Source organism: Tateyamaria sp. Alg231-49, from assembly GCF_900143535.1.
Classification (GTDB): Bacteria; Pseudomonadota; Alphaproteobacteria; order Rhodobacterales; family Rhodobacteraceae; genus Tateyamaria.
In genome coordinates, this window is record NZ_FRFA01000012.1 from 17,901 (window position 1) to 35,605 (window position 17,705).

The following is a 17,705-nucleotide window of genomic DNA, read 5'->3' on the forward strand; positions in this document are numbered from 1 at the left end:
TCACGAATGGCCAGAAAGCATCTGCTCGACTAGAATTTGAATCCGCAGGGCTTCGCGCAGTGTGGCTAGCCTATTCGGTTTCCCATCCATACAAAGTAACAGATCGTCCAACTGAGCGTTCAAACTGGTGGCCCGGGGGTCTTTGGGTCGTTCCGCGATTTCGACAAATGGCCCACCGTCGGACACCTGATCAATGTAGAACTCCGAAATGCGTCGGCTGGAGCGCGATCCTTTAATGGTCAGTTCCTGCCGGTCCGGCTGAGCGCCGCCCACGCTGACCATGATACTAACGGGACGACCACTGTGCGTTTCGAACCTTGCCAGCATTTGCGTTTCGCACAGCCCTGCATCCGACGGGTAGGACGGGCGCGCCCAAACTACGGAAAGCTCGCCAAGAATGCGTTCCGAAAAGAATAGGAAATGCGAAATTACTTCTCGAGTAGGGCCACCCTCGTCCTTGAATCTCAGCCAGTCCGCCGCCTTTTGCCACTCTCGTGGCCACGCGGCGTATGTCACAACGATATCGGCGCCGACGATATCCCCCATCGTCCCCGTAAGGGCCGCTTCGCTCACACCGCTCAGGGCTGCACCTGCCGCCTGGGTAAAGTTGACGACGGCGGGGACACCGCGCTCTTCTAGATGCGCAACAAGCGCCTTGCTTTCTGCAACATCAACACCGAGCGGTTTTTCCAGAAATAGGGACTTTCCAGCGTCCGCCGCCGCCAGAGCATAAGCCTTACGTGGCACAGGCGGACAGGCCAAATACACCAGGTCTGCAATCGCAATCGCCTCTTCTGGAGTATTCGTCACCAACGCGTCCGGTGTAATCGCAAGCGCGGCGCGGCAGGCTGCTGGATCAGGATCCCACAAGGCGACGGGAGTGAAACCGGGATGCAACGCCATATGTTCGGCCATCCGACGCCCCATGATCCCCAAGCCAATAACAGCAGTTTTTACGCTCATATTCTGATCCTTTACTGGCCTCTTCGCCGGCAAGCGGTCGTGAATTTCGAAAGCTCTTCGGCAAGGCGATCAACACCCTCTAGAAACAGTGTATAGCCTCACTCAGACCACAGCTAGAAAGATGATTGTCGCCACTCCGGCCAGCCAACCTAGGGAAAACACTATCCATCGTCCCTTTCGATCTGTTTTGACGAGCCGAACTGACCTCGGATCGGGCGGGTCATGGGGTTTCCGTCCAATATCACCATCAAGTTGATTGTCGCGACTAGCATTCCCATGGTCGCCATGTATTTTTTTCCAAGACTTTGTTTCATTTCAGGAAATCCCTGTACCGGGTAGACCAACGTTTCGGCTGATGCCCGGTTTGCCTACAGTTATCGTCGAACTACGCGGGCCAAGGGTTGTGCTAATGCCCGACTTGCTAAAGTTGAGCCTCAAGCAGGGCGCGATTTTTAGGCTTCGTCGGAAACGCAAATTCATGTTGCCTACATTGGTTTTGTAGTTGCTAGGTTTTGTCATTCAGCAAGAGTGGTTGAGCCCAATGAGGCACGACCATTTTGTTGCTCTTGATTGGCCCTATTTAGTTGCCAGAATGACCATAGTCTGTTGATTTTTTGCCATTTTCTTTGGCAATCCGGCCAACTCGGCATTCGACATTAAACGCGCCATGTTTAAGCGCTAAAATGATGTCGTCGCAGGCGCGCGCACGTTGGCTTGCTATGTCTTGCGGTCACCTACCTGCAGTAACCCGCACGATTAATGAGTGATCGAGCCGCTGCGGTTTCAAGGTTGCGATAACGCCCGCCAGAATAGCGTCGGCAGTCTAGCGCATGACCCGCAGCAATAGCAGATGCCCCAATATCCACGCCATTGACGTAACAGACGCCAACCATGCGGTCGTATGTCCGCTCGCCGTTCAGCTGGCAGGTAACTGTCTCGCCTCGCACATGGCTTTGCATCCACGCTTTGGCATTGCGGCCTGCGCGTGTGGATGTTTCTGGACCGTCTACACCGTTCAGGCGCACAGGTGTGCCGCCCACAACAATTGTGTCAACGTCACGAACGCTGACGCGGTGGCTTTCGATGGTCGCAGCCATAGTAGCAGTGGCCATCATGATAGCTGTTGCGGTTACGAGTAGGCGTTTCATAGAAATGTGCCGACATAAATGGCTACGGCGCTAAAGAGCGGTAGCCCTACAAACAAATAACCCGTTGCCAAGGCAGAGATTTCCAAAGCGACTTTCGTGTTTAAACTTGATGAGCTCAACATGCTGTTACCCTCGGTTTGACTGTGACCCAATTTTCAAGGGCCAGGCGGACCGAAACTCATCACCAATGCCACAACAACTAGTGGCCCGCCTGACACCAGTGATATGGGCACAGCTAGAACCGCCAACTTTCTAATTTCGGCCAAAGTGTTTTGAGTTTGCGCCAATCAATCGTTGTTGGATTTTTGGCATTCGTCAGCGCGGCCTGCCTCATAACCGCCAATTACGGATGCTCACAATTTCTGACGCTCCGACAACTCAGCGCAAACCCTCTCCATAGCTGGCTTCAACGCATTCAAAGACGGTAGAGCATATCGCCGACCGGTAATTGACGGCGGTGTATGGTTTAATAACCTACCTACGATCTCTTCCAATACGCCCGCTTCAATTGCCACCGTTGCAAATGTGCGGCGATGTGCGTGAGGACTCCACTTAAGTTTTCTTGGTGCAGCAATGTGGCCGCGCGCAGCGCTGGGAGACGGGAAGACCCAAGTTCGGCCCAAGCGCTTCATTGGTGCCAAAATATCGTGATGGACTGGCAGAATTGGTAGATCAAAACTGCGGCCGTTTTTGGTCACTGGCAAGTGAATGCGATCGTCATGTATATTCTCCCATTCTAGTGTCACGGCCTCTGTCTTTCTCAGACCGGTAAACAAGAGCAACTGGTAGAATGACTTGTGGATTGGGTTGTCTAATCCATCGACGGATTGGCGCCACTCGCATAGATTCTCGATTACCCTGCCATCGGGTTGTTCTTCATACCATTCGATTGCCATCGTGGGGCATTCGGGCAGATCGTAAGTCCGGCGCGCGTGATTATAGATTGAGCGAAAATATCGAAGCGCATGGTTTGCAGTTGATGGGTAAGGCGCAAGTTGTTGATGACGCCGAACGGCCATGGCCTTGGTGATCTCGTCCAAAGGTAGCCTTAGCCAGTCTTTTAACTGGTTCTCCATATAAGCCCGAACACTGTGTTTGTACGCTTCAGATCGGAGTTTTGGCCGCGCAAGGTAGGCTTCCATTGCTCCAGAAAGCGTCGGTGCTCCAAGTTGCGCCGCGCTCCCCAAACCGCGGGCCATTTCCAAAGCCAATTCCATTGCAGTTTGGCGTGCTGCTTGAGACGAAATTACAGGGTAGCGGCCAATCAGAATCCGTTTGGTTTGTCCACCGACGTCCTTCTGAAAATACCAGGTCTTCGAACGTTTTCCGACGTACAAGACGAGACCTTTGACCTCGCTGTCCCAGTGCCTCGTTGTCCCCTCTACGGACTGTGGAAGCTTCTTTGCATAGGTTTCTGTGAGTTTTGGCATTTTGTAGGTATTTTGTAGGTGACAGAAGGAAACGACAGACGTAGCCTGTCATCAGATGCGAATATAAATTCATTATTTTCAGATAGTTGTCAACTATTGAGCACTTGAGGAAAACCGCATCATTAGTTTGGAAGGCTAAGGTCTTACCACTACACAACGCCCGCTCAACGGATTTAGGTACTATTTCATACCCCACAGAGCGTCAAGTACAGCATTCCAGCAAACTGTCTGATGGACGAAGATGCGGTTCCTTTCCATTCAATGCAGTTAATGACACGGCAACTCGACGCGAAAGTGCAGTTTCACCGAAGTGGACGGTTGGCATCATTGCTGCAATCGCCACCCGCAATGCAGATCTTGGCCCAGCGCGCACTACCACATCGCCCGGTACAAGCCTTTGATGTCTTCTACTGTCGGAATGCGGGGGTTGTTTCCGGGTGAGCCAGACGCAAGTGCTTGTTCCGCCATGAGTGAAAACATCGCGTCGTCAGCCTGATGACCTAGGTCCGACGGGGATGGCACGGCCAAGTCCTGATTGAGCTTGCGCAAGCCGTCCACAAGTTTTGCGCAGGCTGTTGCGTCGCTGTCGTTGCTTTCTGCCATCTCCATGACCCGAGCACAGTCCGCATACCGATGGGGTGCTGCATCCACCGAAAATGCGGTCACTGCAGGCAATAGCATCGCATTTGAAAGCCCATGAGCGACGTGAAAATGGGCCCCGATAGGCCGGCTCATCCCGTGAACCAGCGCGACCGAGGCGTTGGAGAAGGCCATGCCCGCTTGCGATGCGGCAAGCATCAATGCTTCGCGCGCCTTCGCGTCAGAAGGGTCGGCGCAGGCACGTCTTACGTAGGCGGAAATAAGCGGCATGGCCGACAGCGCAAAGGCGTCCGTATAAGGAAACGCCTTGCGACTGACATACGCCTCGATCGCGTGGGTAAGGCTATCGACTCCCGTATCGGCGGTGATGCGAGCGGGTTTTGTGACTGTGAACGTCCAATCGATAAGCGCGGCAGTCGCCACGCAGGCAAGGCCCGATAAATTGTATTTCTCAGGGCTTTTTGTGTCTGTGATAACGCACCAACGTGTGAGTTCAGAACCTGTGCCACCTGTCGTCGGGATCAATACGATGGGCACTCCACAGCGATCGATTTGAGCGGGGGCTTTGTAGTCCCGGACATGCCCAGGATTTACAGCCATGAATGACACTGCCTTGGCTGTGTCCATTGGACTACCACCTCCAAATCCGATCACGCAATCATAGTCACCGGATCGAAAGGCCGAGAGAGCAGCGTCAACACAGACATCGGTGGGGTCCTCTACCACTTGATCGAAAACGCCCCAAGGCAGATCGCACGCGTCCAAGACGTCCGTCAGCCGCGCCAAATGTAACCGAGCAACCGTCGGGTCAGTTACGATCAAAGGCCGTGACAGTCCCAATTGAGACAGAACCTCTGCTGTCTCCCCTGCCACACCACCGCCCACACGAATGATACGTGGCGATTGCACGCGCCCGATGGTTCCAGTCTCCATTAGAAATCCTCCTCTGATCAGAGAAGCCCAGGTGATTGAGGCGAACAAGGGAAAATCGTTTCAGTGGATAAAAGAGTGAACGGAGCGTCGCTTGGTCTGCTTTTGACGGCCCATCACGGGTATCCCGCGAACAACAATTCTTGATGCCATGTTGTTACAAAACACTGACACAGGGCTTTCACACGTTCGAAGTGTGCATTAGATCAATCGGACGCGCTATGCCGATCAGACCGGCTTACATGTATGGGAGTCCGCTCGTGCCTTTTTGTCGACTTGCGTTTTTGTTGTTTTTCACCGGCTGCGTGCCGTTTGCTGCGTTGGCTCAATCCGCTCAAACACAGCCCTCACAGTTGCATCTCGAACTCAACAACTTGCAAGACATCGAAGGCGCTTGTCGGTTGTCATTCGTGGCCACAAACGAAACCGCCGCGGCGATAGAACGGGCTATTTTCGAGACCGTTATTTTTGATGCGAATGGCGGGGTTGTGAATTTGACCCTGTTCGATTTCCAGGATCTTCCTGTCGATCGTGCCAGAGTGCGTCAGTTTGATCTTGCTGGAATGGGCTGCGACAGCATTGGCAAGGCCCTTATTAACGGCGCAAGCTCATGCGTTGTAGAGGGCGCTGAAAGCACGATTTGCAAAGACGCACTCTTGCTGAAAAGCCGACTGTCGGTTGAGTTGATCGGATGAGTTTTTTCGAAGCAATTAGCAACATCTTCGCTCTGGGCGGGCCTGTGGTTGTGATCCTGTTTGTCATGTCAGTGCTCACGCTCTCGGTCGCTCTTTATAAGATTTGGCAATTCTCCGCTTCGAGAGTTGGCCACCACCAGTTTCTGTCTCAGGCGCTGACGGCATGGGACAAAGGCGAGACGGCTGATGCGCGGGTGCATTTGGCCAAGAGCCGCAGCTACCTCGCTCCTATTCTGAACGCAGCCATGGACGGTGCAAATCGACCGGGCATCGAAGCACGGCTGGATGCAGAGGCCGGGTTGCTGTTGGCGCGCCTTGAACGCGGGTTTCGCCTACTTGATACTGTCGCGCAGATCGCACCGCTTCTTGGTCTGTTTGGGACTGTCTTGGGTATGATCGAGGCGTTCCAAAGCTTGCAATCTGCTGGTTCCTCGGTTGATCCGTCTTTGTTGGCCGGAGGCATCTGGGTGGCGTTGCTGACCACAGCCGTAGGGTTGGCGGTGGCCATGCCCACGTCAATGGTGCTGGCTTGGCTGGAAAGCCGCACCGCTCGAGAACGTGTGTTTGCCGATATGGCGTTGCGGACTGTTCTGGTGCCGGAACAGGGCAGGCCTGGGGAGGTTGGAGACCAGCGCGCCCAGCTGGGCCATGCGTAACGCAGCTCCCTTCGTCAGGCGCGCCGTTTCCATGACCCCTCTTATCGATGTGGTCTTTCTGCTTCTGCTGTTCTTTATGCTGTCTTCGACCTTTTCCAACTTTGGCGAAGTCGAGCTTAATCAGGCATCGGGTGGCGAGGCACAGCTGGCCGCACCGAGCGACCGGTTTTTTGTTCAACTGGGTGCTGCGCGTCTGGTTTTGAACGGTGCGCCCACCAAAATTGACGATCTGGCAGAGCAAATGGAGCGCGGGCAGGTTCTGGTCAGCCTTGATACGGACGTGTCCGCACAGCGATTGGTGGACCTTTTGGTCCGGCTGCGCGGACAACCTGAATTGACTGTTTTGGTGCTGGAGTAGTCACATGATCCGACCCGCACGCCAAAATCCGAAACGTGACCCGTCGATTGCGCTGATCAATGTTATTTTCATAATGCTGATCTTTTTTCTCATCGCCGGGACCATCGCGCCGCCACTGGATAGCGACTTGCAGCTTGTCGACACCGCTGGGCTGGAAGGACGCGACCCCTCTGACGCACTTGTTCTGCGCGAAGATGGGACTTTGAGTTTCCGCGGGGCGCCGATTGATGCTGATGCCTATATGAGCACGTATGAGACCGGGCCTGTGCGCATTGTGCCGGATCGCAATGCAAGTGGCCCGCGTGTGATAGAGGTCTCTGCCATCCTCCGTGACCTTGGTGCTGCGTCGATCATTCTGGTCACTGAACGGGCTCTTGAATGATTTCAAGATCGGTCACTGTCGCTGTGATAGCGGTCTTGCTGTCTCTTGCCGTGCATTTCCTTGGGGTGAGAGTCACCTCGACGATTCAACAACGCCCCAAGCCCGAGCCAGACACTGCTGGCACGTCAACGGAGATTGTTGCACCCGGCAGTGCATTTGAAGACCTCGCAGATCCCGTCAGCGAGCCTGTCACACCGGAACCCGAAGAGGCTGTGCCCCCTGAGCCCGCCGAAGTCCCAACCAGTGACGCTCTGGTTGCGTCTGAAAATCCACAACAGACGACGGCGCCTGACACAGGCACTGCGCAGTCCCCCCCATCCGAGTTGGCCGAACCCACTGCACCCGAGCCAAGTCAAACGCCCCAGCCAACAACCGTGGCACCTGTGGGCGTTGATGATAGCGCAGCTGTGGAACCAAGCCTTACGCCTCCGGCTGGGACTGACACTGTGACTGCCATCCCCCAAGGTCAGCCCGTCGAACCCTCTGACGCTTCGCCACAGCCTCCTTTGGCCAGTCAACCAACCGCCGTGCCATCTGCGCCAGCACCTGTTCCGCCTGTTTCACAGATACCCGTGGTGCCTTCAGTGCCAGTCGTTTCACTGCAACCTTCAGACATTGAACCTGAAACGCCTGTCACTCCAATAGAACCAGAGCCAACGCAAACCCCAGAGGAGGCGATCGATTCAGAGCCTTCCGAATTGGCCGTCACAACGTCCCTGCGCCCCCGCCTGCCTGCGAAAAGACCACCATCAGCGCAAGAAGGCGCGGCCGACGGCGCGCCCGAAAACCTCGAAACCCGATTGGCGCCCTCCCAGCTGATCGAGTCCCCGCTGACCGCTTACAAGCGCGGCGGAGCCAATGTGTTTGGTCAGCAAGGAGGTCAAACCGGTGCCAGCCGCCAAGGCTTTGGAGTGTCGCGCAATTCCGGCAACTCTGATGTTACAAACTATGTGGGACAAGTTCTGGTTCACTTGAATCGAACGCCATCCGTCCCGGTCTCTGGCAAAGGATGGGCGCGCGTATTCTTCCAGATCAATCCGGACGGCAGTCTCGCATCGGTCGCCGTCCTCGACAGTTCCGGGTCACGATCAATCGAAGGCGCGGCAAAACTCCAAGTAAGAAGCGCGGTGCCATTCCCACGCCCACCGAGCGGCAAGAGAAGAACTCTGAACTTTATCTATCGGATCGATTGATCTGACAGTTGAATTGAGCGCACCTAGGGTTCTTGAACCTTAGGCGATCAATGCAAACAACGGGAAAAGTTCCGCGACGGGCCGACATTGCATTCTATCAATGACGCGCTGACTCCGTCCGCAAAACTAAAGATCAGCCTCCAAACCATGTCGGCGCGTCGCCCTCTGACCAAGGGACGTATTTGGTCATAACGTGCGCAAAGGCCTCGATTTGCATGAACGTATCAAGCCATACAATCAAACTTGGCCATGGTTGCGCATCAAACCATTCACGATCAACGTTGGCGAACTGACGTACAAACGGAAATATGGCAAGATCGGCCACCGTTGTGTGGTTTCCATACAGTGCCGTCTGCCCCCGAAGTTGCGCATCAAGATTAATCAGAAAAGTGGCCGCTTTTCCACGCTCGACCTGTGGGTCCACGTCTGGGTAGCGCGACGCATATTTTGTGTGATCCAGAGCCGATTTAAATGGGCCATCATTTTCGCCAATCAGGTCCCAACCTTCCTTCGGCATGTTCAGCAGATGGTGCGGATCATTCTGTTCAAGGGCCCAGACCATGATGTCCCTGCTTTCATCCAGTGCCCGATCCGCGAGACGAAGAGCCGGTACCGTGGCCGAGGCTGACGTCTCTAGGAACGCTGGCGGTTTGTCCTGCAATAGAATTTCGCGCAGCTCTACTTTGACCCCGGCACTTGCAATCGCAAGGCGCGCCCGGATGGCGTAGGGGCAACGTCGAAACGTCCAAAGAATAGGGTGCTGGGACATATGAGGCCTACATAGCAAGAAACAACGTGGTTGAGCGAGGATAGCTTTCGGACGAAGTTGTTCTGATCGAATAACGCTATCGCGGGTCAGGACCCAGACTGTCGGTTTTGCGCGTTGTGCGAACTGACACAATGTGCAGCAAGCGGCCATAAAACACCATGTGAGCGCCGTGTTGATCCACTCATCTCTGGTATGGCTCGGGCATTTCAGCCTGTGGCGTGGCCGTGAAATTGGTCGCTAGCAGTCCCTGTGACCAGAGCCGTCAAAAGGAAGGCTATCAGCAAACTTTTCTGAAAACTTGGGGGGCCGAGGGTTTTGGGATGGCACGTTGAGGGCATTTTACCTTCCTTAATTGAGCAATGTTCATTATTCTTGCTGAAAAACTGAACGATGATCAATAACATTGTGGACAGCGTCCAATTACCTTGATAAAACCCTAGTCTACGAAGCTTGGGTTCATGGCCGGAATATCTCTCGGGCCAAAGTCAGGTTTAGCTGCACGAACGCGGTCTTCCGCCTTGCATATCAGGATGTGAACACTGGCCAGACGATCGGATCATACACGCGAACAACTAACCGAACTCATTCTGGAGGCTGGTGAGAAGATCATCGCCACCAAAGGACTTCGAGAGCTGACGGTGCGCCAAATCGGAACAGCCATCGGGTATTCCGCAGGCTCGGTTTACAACGTTTTTCGCAATCTTGACGACCTGATTTCACACATCAACGCCCGCACCCTGCGCGCTTTGGAAACCAAAATTGCAGAAGTTCAGGAAACCGGTGACGTACATGCGGATGCCAAATCTGTTTTGCAGGTTTATTCCCGCTTTCAAGCCGAACACTCAAAGCTTTGGGCTGCGAACAATGTGCACGCGATGCGTCAGGATATTGAGCAGGCTCAAATTTATGACGAAGCCCTTGAGGCGGTAGTCGATTGTGTCGTGCGGATCGTTTCGCCTGGTCTTCCAAACCGAAGCGATAAAGAGGTCAGAAAGTCTGTTCGGGTCCTATGGGCTTCACTGCTTGGCATCGCGTCGGTTCCTGCTTCTGCGCGTTTCCTCAAAGAAGGGGGCTACAGTGTGGACCTGATGGCTGAAGATCTGGTCGAACACTACCTTCGCGGCCTCATCGCCGAACAGGACGACCAAGAACCCCATCGATGACCCATAGCGCCCGCACAGAGCCGCGGATTGGTGGTGACCCGCCTCGGCCCTTTATGGACTCACTCTTGCGCGGTTTGGGGCGGCTCGTCTTGCAAGCCTACTATCGTCAGATCGAAGTGACGGGTTCAAATCACCTTCCAGAATCCGGGCCGGTCATCGTTGTCGCCAACCACTTCAACAGCCTTGTCGATGGCGTGTTCATTACGTCCTTTTTGCCAAGGATGCCGAGGTTTCTTGCTGCGAGTACGATATGGGACTTTACCCCGATCAGGCCGCTTCTGAATGCGGCGGGTGTTGTGCCTCTTTTCCGAGCACAAGATGGGCGCAAGGTAAAAGGTTCTATGCCTGCGACATTTACCAAAGCTGCTGAACTGCTGCGGTCAGGTGGCGTGCTAGCAATCTTTCCTGAGGGCAAAAGTCATAATGAACCCAGCCTTCTACCATTGAAAACGGGTACAGCCAGGATTGCGCTGGAGGCCGATTCAGATACGGATCTGCTCAGCGTGCAGATCGTTCCAGTCGCTCTGACATTTGAGGCCAAGAACAGATTCCGGTCCCGAACTTTGGTCGAAATCGGCTCCCCGATTGCCGCGAGTCGAGATCAGATCGAAGCCTATAGGTCGCAAGATCCCGCAGTTCGAGCCGCGGCGGTAAAGCAACTGACTTCGCAAATCAGTGAATGCCTACAGGCGCTGGCACCCCGTCACGAGACATGGGAAGAGGCCCGCCTGATCGGTCGAGCCGCCGAAATTATCGGTCAGCCAGACCCGATCGACGCTCAGCACAATGATTGGGCAACATTGAACACCACCCGCAGAGATCTGAGCCGGGGATATGCCATCGTGCGCGAAACCCACCCGGAACAAACAGCGGCTCTGCGGCAAGATCTCGCGGAGTATGACAACCTGCTTCGGGCAACCGCCTTGCGTGACGGTCAAGTCGCGAACACTCCGTCTGCGGGGGCAGGCCCGTTCATAGTCAAAACGTTGGTGCGTTTTCTTTTGGGTCTGCCCATCGTCTGCATCGGGTTATTGCTAAACTGGCCGCCTTACCGGGCGTTGCTGGCATTAAGCCACTGGAGGGATCTGGATAAGCGGTCAACGTGGTCGATCTTTGCGGGATTTTTTCTATTCCCCATATTTTGGACAATTGCGGCCATCGTCTCTGGATATGTCGGTTCCACGATTTGGGGTGCGGCTGCCTTTTGGATCATCGGCAGCGCAGTTTTGATCGCCTGTCCGGTTTCCGGCAAGGCGATGCTCGGATATCTTGATCTTTACTCTGAAACTGTGGCCGAAGCCCGCGCACGGACCCGTTTGCACGGAGCAAACAGTTTGGGCGATAGTCTGACCGAGAAACGGCAGATCATCCTTGAGAAGCTTCGTGCGCTAGTTGAAGCCCATCGTTCAGACGAAGCACATCGAAAGCCTGACTAAGGGTTTTCAGTCGGGTGAAGGCGCGTGCATTCTGTGTGGTTCGGTTTTGCAATCCACGGAAGTGATCTGCAAATTTTCAGCGTTGCATTGATTCTCTTGCGGAGCTGTTCCTACGCCGAAAACCTGAAACCGCAGGCCCACCATTCCACAGCGGCGACGCGTTCAGAAAATAGTTTCTGAGCTAAACCTCTGTTAAAATAAGGTTTTATTTACATTGCACCAAGATTTTGAGCGCCGTTCAATATTTATATTGACCGACGTTCAATTGCATGCAATTAAATGAACATCGTTCAGTTAATGGAGAAAACCATGTCTACTCAAACTCAAACCGCTTCCGGAACGCGTCGCGCCATTCGGTCAACGTCGAGAACTGTTCTGCTCCTGTCAGCTCTTTGTTTTGGACCCATTGCATGCTCTGCCCCAGAGATTCCTGGTGTCACGAGTGCCGCGACGGACTTGTCGCTCGCCATTGGAGATGCTGTCGATATGCGCAATCTCAATGGATTGGCCCCTCGCCTTCCCGGCCTGTGATGCAGGTCGAACACCTCGCAATGACGGTCCTCGGCAACGAATTATGGTCCAGCGGCGAATGGTGTTCGAACATTGGTGACAGCGCGATAGGCCTGATATCTCTACGCGGAAACAGATTTGGGTTGGCTCTTTTTTGACCGGGCCAGCCAGCCTTCCGGATCAGGCTCAACCGGACATCTGATCGCATCCATCAAGGTCAGCTTTTTCAATTTCGTTGCACGTACAGTTTGTCATGCAGTTGCAAACGTGATGACTTTACCGCCGCTCATGCGCGCACCCTTGCAGAGAAATTACCAAGATGCGCACTGTCACGCGGTGGGTTCAATGCCGGGCATCTTCAGTCGCGCCAACAGGAAAGGCGTCAGGTACATCGGAATTTGATAACACCCGACAAAGATCATCAACGGCGCGGCTATCTCATCTGGCAGCACAATCAGGAACAGAGCGATATTGCGATGACCTGCGTAGATGGCGGTCGGCACCGCCATTGCCAAACGCGCCCGGTTGAACAGTCGCAAGGTCACAACCACGAGGCCAAAGTTGATCGCAAGGGCCGCAAGTAGCCACAAAAGAAGCACCAAAGGATCATTTCGCAACAGCGGGCCAATTGCACTCATTAGGCCAACAACAACGACGGCCAGAAGAAGCGCCGCACACCCATCCAACGCGCCTTGCATCTGTGTTTCAGCCAACCGGGGCACCAAGTGCCGGATTGCAAAGCCAACGCCGACTGACGTCAGGATTGCCAGCAGCAGACCCAGCGACAGGGTGATCCCGCTGATGACGCCTCCGCCTGCCGGATCAAGGATCAGGAAAACCGGGAGGGCCGTGAGCGGAAACAGCGCCGTTCCCATCACCAGCAGGCGCATTCCGGGCGCCGGATCCAGCCCCATCATAATGGCAAAGTTTGGCGCACCCGTCAGCGAAGGCGCCGCGAGCATCAAGGATACAGCGATGGCCAGTGGAAGGTGTGACAGGCCTGCGAGGGCAAATGCGGCAATGACGATCAGCGGCAATACGGTTTGAAAGGCAGCGATACGCACAAGCGTTGGCCAAAGATCGCGGCGCTCACCGAACGCCTGACGGGCACCTATGCGGATGCCGGTGACAAGCAACAGCAGTGCCACAAGCGTGCCGATCCACGGGCGGATTACCTCGGCCAGTCCGGGCGCAAGAAGGCCAAGGCAAAGACCGGCAATCAGGCAATAGCGTCCCTGCGCTCCGATCCACGACAGAGCACTGAGCATTCGTCAGGGAGCCTGTCGCATGGTTTCCGGTAACCACATCGCAATGTCCGGGAACCAGATGAGCACAAAGCACATCAGCACCATAATCATGAACATCGGAAAGGCCGCTCGGGTAATATACCCCATTTCATGTTCCGTCATGCCCTGCAGCACAAACAGGTTGAACCCGATGGGCGGAGTAATTTGCGCCATCTCGACCACAACAACCACAAAAATGCCAAACCAGATCAGGTCGATCCCGGCCTCGCGCACCATTGGTTCGACCACGGCCATGGTCAAAACAACAGACGAAATGCCATCAAGGAACATCCCCAACACGATGTAAAACACCATCAGGATCATCAGGAGTTCGAACCGCGACAAGTCCATCGTCGCAATCCCGTCAGCCAATGCACGCGGCAGGCCGGTAAAGCCCATGGCCAGTTTCAGGAACGCCGCCCCCGCAAGAATGAGCGCAATCATGGCAGATGTGCGCGTTGCTCCCATCAGGCTTTCGGTAAAGGTGGACCAGTTCAACGACCCCTGACTTGCCGCCAGCACAAGCGCGCCGATCACACCGATCGCAGCGGCTTCGGTGGCAGTGGCGTAGCCCGCATACATCGACCCGATCACTACAAAGATCAGGCACAACACCGGGATCAGAAAGCGCGAGTTCTTCAGCTTGTCGCCAAAGCTCATGCCCGTCTCTTGCTTCGGGTTCCAGTTGCCCGAAAACCACGAATACATTGCGACATAGCCCATAAACATCAGCGCCAGACACAGGCCCGGAAATACGCCGGCAAAGAACAACTGCGTGATACTTTCATTCACTGTCACGCCATAGACGATCAGCGCCAAAGAGGGTGGGATCATCAGACCAAGCGTTGCCGCCCCGGCAAGCGTACCGATCACAATCCGCTCAGGATAATCCCGCGCCCGCAACTCGGGTATGGACATCTTGCCCACTGTGGTCAGCGTCGCCGCAGACGACCCTGACACAGCCGCAAACACTGTGCAGCCCACGATATTGGTATGCACCAACCCACCCGGCAAACGCGCCAGCCATGGGGACAGACCGCGAAACATGTCCTCCGACAATCGCGTTCGAAACAGGATCTCTCCCATCCAGATGAACAAGGGCAGCGCGGTCAACGTCCAGCTTGAGGACGACGCCCAGATCGTTGTGATCATCGTGTCGCCGACCGGTCGGGTGGTGAACAACTCCATCCCAACCCAGGCCACACCCATCAGGGCCAGCCCCACCCAGACCCCCGTGCCCAAAAGCAGGAACAGGACAAACAGGAACAGGGTGATTGCATAAATTTCTTCCATCACGCTACTCCGCGAAACTTTGATCAACGAGGTCGCGCTGAATGCGGTGATCCCCCCGGAAAATGACGTGTACCAGATGGTCGGTGAGTGAGATGGCCAGAATGCCGCCCCCGATGACCATGACCGATTGTGGGATCCACAAAGGCGTGGCGTCTTGTGCCTGGCTCAGTTCGTTGAACTTCCACGACCAGTAGGTGAACCAGTAAGCGTAATAGGTAAAATACCACATCACAGCCGCCGCAATGCCGAAACACCAGATCTCCATGAACCTGCGAAGTTTTGTTGGCACTGCATTCAGCAGAATCGACACCCTGATATGCGACCCTCGGTTCAGGGCATTGGCAAAGGCAAAGAAACTGGCCGCTGCCATCGCGTAGCCGGCGTAGTTGGCAGCACCGGGAAAAATCTCGCCTGTCCAGCGGGCAACCATCTGGGCCACAATCAACAACAGGATCGCAATCAGGCACAGAGCAGCCAGAATACCTGCAGCAAGATACAGAAAATCAAGGAAGCGGCGCAGACCGCTCAGGGCACCCGTCATAGGTCAGTCTCCGGGGCTGGAAAAACGCCCGGGCCGCACAAAAGCAGCCCGGGCCATTCGTGCTTATTGGGCAGCGTTGTAAGCGTCGAGGATGGCCGCGCCAGTTTCACCGGCAGCTTCGAGCCATTCGGCAGACATGGTTTCACCAACAGCGCGCAGATCGGTCATCAACTGATCACCTGCAGCGCCAACTGTCATGCCACCTTCTGCAAGACCCGCGAGGGTAAAGCCGGTGTATTCCTTGGCGCGCCACGTGCCCGCATACTCGGCCATTGCGGCACAAGCGTTGATCACGTTCTTGTTCTGGTCGGACACATCTGACCAGACATCGTTGTTGATCAGCATATAGTTGCGGGGCAGCCACGCATCGACGGAATAGAAATGGCTCAGGCTTTCCCAGACCTTGCGGTCGTAACCCGTCGCACCGGACGACACCATGGATTCAGCAACACCCGTGGCAAAGGCTTGGCTGATCTCAGCCGCCTCGATGGATACAGGCAACATCTTGGTCAGTTCAGCCATCCGAGCCGTTGCGTTGTTGTAGGACCGGAACTTCAGGCCTTCCATATCGGCGACAGAGTTCACTTCCTTGTTGAAATACAGCCCCTGCGGTGGCCATGGCACAGAATAGAGCATGGTCATGTTTTGCTCGGCCAACAGTTCTTGAACATGGGGCAAGGCGGCTTCGTACAACTTCTCATGTTCATCAAAGGACGACACAAGGAAGGGCACGGAATCCCAACCGAAAATGGCGCTTTCATTCTGGTGACCTGACAGCAGACGCTCACCGATTGGCACCTGCCCTGTCTGAACCGCGCGTTTAATATCTGCGCCCGCATAAAGCGAACCGGATGGGTGTGTCGTGATCTCAATCTCGCCGCCTGTCCCGGTGGTCACGCATTGGGCGAACTCTGCACCTGTCACCGAGTGGAAGTTGGAGCCCGAATAGGCCATGGGAAGGTCCCACTTTTCTTCTGCCGCCGCAGGCATCGCAAGCATCGTGGCTGCCGCAAGGCTGGCGCATAGTGTTGTAGCTTTTGTCATTTTAGTCTCCCTGGTGGTCAATTCTTTGCGGACTCATGCAAAACGCATGGGATCAAATGCACCGATGTCGGTGTTGACAGGTTGCTCCGCAACAAGACCTGCAACGATCCTTCCCGTTTTTGGACCACCGGTCAATCCAATGTGTTGATGTCCAAAGGCTGTGAACACGCCTGTATTCCGGACTTCACCGATCAAAGGCAGACTGTCGGACGGCGCGGGCCTGTGTCCAAGCCATTCGATCTCTCCCTTGTAGGAAAGGTTTGGAAAGGCGGCTTTTGCCTGTTTTCGCAGCAGATTCAGAGGCGCCTTGGACGGTCCTGCCTCCAACCCGCCAAACTCAACAACCCCAGCACAGCGCAGGCCAGCAGCCATGGGTGTGGCGACGAACTTGCCGCTTGCCACCATAACCGGATGCGAAGGCCCCCCTTCGGCGTCTACAAAGATAACGTGGTATCCACGTTCTGCTTCGATCGGGATCGACAGACCCAGTTTCTTCATCAACGGTTTTGACCAAACGCCGGTCGCCAGAACCGCCTGATCGCAAGGTTGACGCCCCTCTGACGTCGCAACTGCGGTCACCTTGCCGTCGGTCATCTCGAAATCCTTGATTTTGGCCTGCAAAATGGTGCCACCCAACCCCTCAAAGACTTTGGCCAGCGCCTTCACATACCCACCCGGATCACGGATGTAGCCATGATCGCTCATCGTCGCGAGCAGCCCTATCGAAGGAGAAAGCTGCGGCTCATACTCTCGTACGGCCTCACCTTCGCGCAGCAAAGGTTCAAATCCCGCTTCGCGGCGCAAACCCCACGTATAGCTGTCCGCCTCAAACGCCGCGCGATTGGTATAGGCAAAGGAATAGTCGCTTTCAGTGACCCAAGAAGCCGCATCCGTATCTGTCACCAGCGACTTATGCTGATCGACACTGTCAGCGACGATAGTAACCAAACCACTGGCAATCCGGCGCGTGTCAGCGTCATTTGCGGTTCCCAGATACTTGATCAACCACGGCAGCAACTTTGGGAAATACCCCCAGCGCATAAACAGAGGAAAGTCCGGGTTCATCAGCATCTTGGGTGCCTTGCGGATCAAACCCGGTGCGGTGACAGGGGCAATGGCGCAGGCGGCAAGCACACCCGCATTCCCATGTGATGTTCCTTCTCCTGGCGGCAAGCGATCAATGATCGTGACCTTTGCATCGCAAAAGCGGCGCAGCCAGATGCCCGTCGAAACACCGACGATCCCGGCTCCGGCAATAATCACCTGTTTTGACATCATCGCGTCCCCCAAGAGCAGCTTGATCCACCT

At 55.1% G+C, this 17,705-nt stretch carries 19 protein-coding genes; 7 read left to right on the plus strand and 12 right to left on the minus strand.

Translation table 11 applies throughout. The features are described 5' to 3' along the window. From DHN60_RS16490 to DHN60_RS16510, 6 genes are all read right to left on the minus strand, one after another. Positions 1 to 963 carry a Gfo/Idh/MocA family protein gene (locus tag DHN60_RS16490; RefSeq protein ID WP_108838427.1) on the minus strand — a complete coding sequence of 321 codons (963 nt, stop codon included), beginning with the start codon at positions 961 to 963 and terminating at the stop codon, positions 1 to 3. 161 nt (positions 964 to 1,124) lie between these two features. Next, positions 1,125 to 1,250 (minus strand): hypothetical protein, encoded by a 126-nt coding sequence (locus DHN60_RS22850; RefSeq protein WP_255415582.1) that lies wholly within the window; start codon positions 1,248 to 1,250, stop codon positions 1,125 to 1,127. Between the two features lie 28 nt (positions 1,251 to 1,278). Further along, entirely contained in the window at positions 1,279 to 1,482 is a 204-nt protein-coding gene (locus DHN60_RS22975; RefSeq protein WP_108838428.1) for a DUF4236 domain-containing protein, read from the minus strand. A gap of 215 nt (positions 1,483 to 1,697) precedes the next feature. Then, positions 1,698 to 2,111, minus strand: coding sequence for a thermonuclease family protein (locus DHN60_RS16500; protein WP_234423676.1), 414 nt, complete (start codon positions 2,109 to 2,111; stop codon positions 1,698 to 1,700). 353 nt (positions 2,112 to 2,464) lie between these two features. Next, complete coding sequence (locus DHN60_RS16505; protein ID WP_108838430.1) at positions 2,465 to 3,541, minus strand: integrase family protein; 1,077 nt, start codon at positions 3,539 to 3,541, stop codon at positions 2,465 to 2,467. A 372-nt stretch (positions 3,542 to 3,913) separates the two neighbouring features. Next, positions 3,914 to 5,074, minus strand: coding sequence for an iron-containing alcohol dehydrogenase (locus tag DHN60_RS16510; RefSeq protein WP_108838431.1), 1,161 nt, complete (start codon positions 5,072 to 5,074; stop codon positions 3,914 to 3,916). Between the two features lie 407 nt (positions 5,075 to 5,481). On the opposite strand from DHN60_RS16510, the gene DHN60_RS22350 reads away from it, so the two are divergent. Genes DHN60_RS22350 through DHN60_RS16535 form a run of 5 tightly spaced genes read left to right on the plus strand, consistent with a single transcriptional unit; the run spans position 5,482 to position 8,355 of the window. After that, positions 5,482 to 5,766 carry a hypothetical protein gene (locus DHN60_RS22350; protein ID WP_159089250.1) on the plus strand — a complete coding sequence of 95 codons (285 nt, stop codon included), beginning with the start codon at positions 5,482 to 5,484 and terminating at the stop codon, positions 5,764 to 5,766. Further along, the gene (locus tag DHN60_RS16520; RefSeq protein ID WP_108838433.1) at positions 5,763 to 6,422 is read left to right on the plus strand and encodes a MotA/TolQ/ExbB proton channel family protein; all 660 of its coding nucleotides are present in this window, start codon (positions 5,763 to 5,765) and stop codon (positions 6,420 to 6,422) included. The genes DHN60_RS22350 and DHN60_RS16520 overlap by 4 nt, the downstream gene beginning before the upstream one ends. Before the next feature lie 31 nt (positions 6,423 to 6,453). Further along, on the plus strand, positions 6,454 to 6,780 hold the full coding sequence (locus tag DHN60_RS16525) for a biopolymer transporter ExbD (protein ID WP_108838434.1): 327 nt from the start codon (positions 6,454 to 6,456) through the stop codon (positions 6,778 to 6,780). 4 nt (positions 6,781 to 6,784) lie between these two features. After that, on the plus strand, positions 6,785 to 7,162 hold the full coding sequence (locus DHN60_RS16530) for a biopolymer transporter ExbD (RefSeq protein ID WP_108838435.1): 378 nt from the start codon (positions 6,785 to 6,787) through the stop codon (positions 7,160 to 7,162). Beyond that, entirely contained in the window at positions 7,159 to 8,355 is a 1,197-nt protein-coding gene (locus DHN60_RS16535; RefSeq protein WP_108838436.1) for a TonB family protein, read from the plus strand. The genes DHN60_RS16530 and DHN60_RS16535 overlap by 4 nt, the downstream gene beginning before the upstream one ends. Before the next feature lie 133 nt (positions 8,356 to 8,488). On the opposite strand, the gene DHN60_RS16540 is transcribed toward DHN60_RS16535, so the two are convergent. Beyond that, positions 8,489 to 9,124, minus strand: a complete 636-nt coding sequence (locus DHN60_RS16540) for a glutathione S-transferase (RefSeq protein WP_108838437.1) — start codon at positions 9,122 to 9,124, stop codon at positions 8,489 to 8,491. 587 nt (positions 9,125 to 9,711) lie between these two features. Between DHN60_RS16540 and DHN60_RS16545 the strand changes: the two genes are divergently transcribed. Next, complete coding sequence (locus tag DHN60_RS16545; protein WP_255415583.1) at positions 9,712 to 10,287, plus strand: TetR/AcrR family transcriptional regulator; 576 nt, start codon at positions 9,712 to 9,714, stop codon at positions 10,285 to 10,287. Beyond that, on the plus strand, positions 10,284 to 11,723 hold the full coding sequence (locus DHN60_RS16550) for a lysophospholipid acyltransferase family protein (protein ID WP_108838439.1): 1,440 nt from the start codon (positions 10,284 to 10,286) through the stop codon (positions 11,721 to 11,723). The genes DHN60_RS16545 and DHN60_RS16550 overlap by 4 nt, the downstream gene beginning before the upstream one ends. A gap of 839 nt (positions 11,724 to 12,562) precedes the next feature. Here the strand turns inward: DHN60_RS16550 and DHN60_RS16555 are convergent. The 5 genes from DHN60_RS16555 to DHN60_RS16575 all read right to left on the minus strand — a co-directional run bounded on the left by DHN60_RS16555 (position 12,563) and on the right by DHN60_RS16575 (position 17,672). Continuing rightward, complete coding sequence (locus DHN60_RS16555) at positions 12,563 to 13,501, minus strand: hypothetical protein (RefSeq protein WP_108838440.1); 939 nt, start codon at positions 13,499 to 13,501, stop codon at positions 12,563 to 12,565. A gap of 3 nt (positions 13,502 to 13,504) precedes the next feature. Further along, the gene (locus DHN60_RS16560) at positions 13,505 to 14,812 is read right to left on the minus strand and encodes a TRAP transporter large permease (protein WP_108838441.1); all 1,308 of its coding nucleotides are present in this window, start codon (positions 14,810 to 14,812) and stop codon (positions 13,505 to 13,507) included. 4 nt (positions 14,813 to 14,816) lie between these two features. Beyond that, positions 14,817 to 15,353, minus strand: a complete 537-nt coding sequence (locus tag DHN60_RS16565; RefSeq protein WP_234423677.1) for a TRAP transporter small permease — start codon at positions 15,351 to 15,353, stop codon at positions 14,817 to 14,819. A gap of 63 nt (positions 15,354 to 15,416) precedes the next feature. Continuing rightward, a complete protein-coding gene (locus tag DHN60_RS16570) occupies positions 15,417 to 16,397 on the minus strand; it encodes a TRAP transporter substrate-binding protein (protein ID WP_108838442.1) in 981 nt (326 codons plus the stop codon). 33 nt (positions 16,398 to 16,430) lie between these two features. Continuing rightward, on the minus strand, positions 16,431 to 17,672 hold the full coding sequence (locus DHN60_RS16575; protein WP_108838493.1) for an FAD-binding oxidoreductase: 1,242 nt from the start codon (positions 17,670 to 17,672) through the stop codon (positions 16,431 to 16,433). Between the last annotated feature and the right edge of the window lie 33 nt (positions 17,673 to 17,705).